This is a genomic window from Salinimicrobium oceani, from assembly GCF_012037645.1.
This window is the reverse complement of record NZ_JAAVJR010001382.1, coordinates 1-318: the sequence shown is the minus strand read 5'-3', so window position 1 is coordinate 318 and position 318 is coordinate 1. Positions and strand designations below refer to the sequence as shown.

General features: G+C 45.6%; 1 pseudogene. It reads left to right on the top strand.

What is annotated here, in order from left to right:
• Positions 1–318 (top strand): annotated as a pseudogene (locus HC175_RS22300) (hypothetical protein); the annotation flags it as partial.

The following is a 318-nucleotide window of genomic DNA, read 5'->3' as shown; positions in this document are numbered from 1 at the left end:
GGCGCAAAAGCTGAAAGAGAAGCTGCGGCTAAAAAACAGCAGGAGGAGCTACTTGGAGAGCTGTCTCAGGGTTTTGAAAAGACCGGCAGTGGTTTGCGTTACAAGATGATCTCAGAAGGTAACGGTAAAAAGGCTGAAAAAGGTAAAACAGTTGCGCTTCAGAAGTTTGGAGGGTATGTGACCGATATGAACCACAAGCGGGAGCAGCTAATTTCCGCAGCAAATAATGTACTTAAAAATGCAGTTTCCGCAGGATTTGAAACTTTGCTTGAGGAGCAAAAGCAAGCCTGGGCAGAGATCTGGGAAATGGCAGATATT